Source organism: Mesorhizobium sp. M0590 (genome assembly GCF_040320905.1).
Taxonomy (GTDB): Bacteria; Pseudomonadota; Alphaproteobacteria; order Rhizobiales; family Rhizobiaceae; genus Mesorhizobium.
On record NZ_JAMYQN010000075.1, the window covers coordinates 1 to 692 of the forward strand.

Here is a 692-nt window from a genome sequence, read left to right on the forward strand (position 1 = left end):
AGGGATACCAGTCGCGAGTGACCTGGCCATATTGCACGATGTCCATGAAGCTGGCGGCGACCGTCTCGGCGGCGCCGACGGGGGAGCCGTTGGTGAGCACGACGATGCCGACATCGGCCGAGGGCAAGATCTGGAAGGTGGTGCCGGCGCCGAGCAGGAAGGCGCCGGAATGGCCCATGGTGGTGCGCCCATTGGCGTTCACCCCCACATTGAAGCCATAGCCATAGGAGCTGGCCCGCGTATCGGGCGTCTCGCCGCGGTAGGTCACGCTCTGCGGTGTGATGGCGGGCTGCAGGATCTTCGGGTCGATCATGGGCTGGCCGTTATAGGTGCCGTCGCCAAGCAGCAGGATCATCCACTTGGCAAGATCCTGGGCGCTGGAGGAGACGCCGCCCGCCGGCGCCTGCTGGTCGGGGTCGCGGTCATAGAGCGGCTCGAACACATTCTCCGCCACGCGCGCATGCAGCAGGGCGCGGTTCTTGCCGGCGGCAATGAAGTCCTCGTGCCGATAGCTGCTCGAGCGCATGCCGAGCGGATCGAACAACAGGCTCTTGGCCAGCGGCTCCCAAGGCTGTTTCTCGGCGTGGGCCACTGCCTCGGCGCCGACCGTCGTGCCGAAATTGGCGTAGTGATAGGAGATGCGGAAGGGATCGAGCGGCACCATCCACAGGCTCCCGACGATCTGCTTGCGC

Annotated in this window: 1 protein-coding gene; it reads right to left on the reverse strand. The window is 66.0% G+C overall.

Annotation, left to right across the window (positions count from 1 at the left end):
• On the reverse strand, nucleotides 1–664 hold a 664-nt coding region (locus NKI52_RS32670), incomplete at its 3' end, for a serine hydrolase domain-containing protein (RefSeq protein WP_352700872.1).
• Between the last annotated feature and the right edge of the window lie 28 nt (nucleotides 665–692).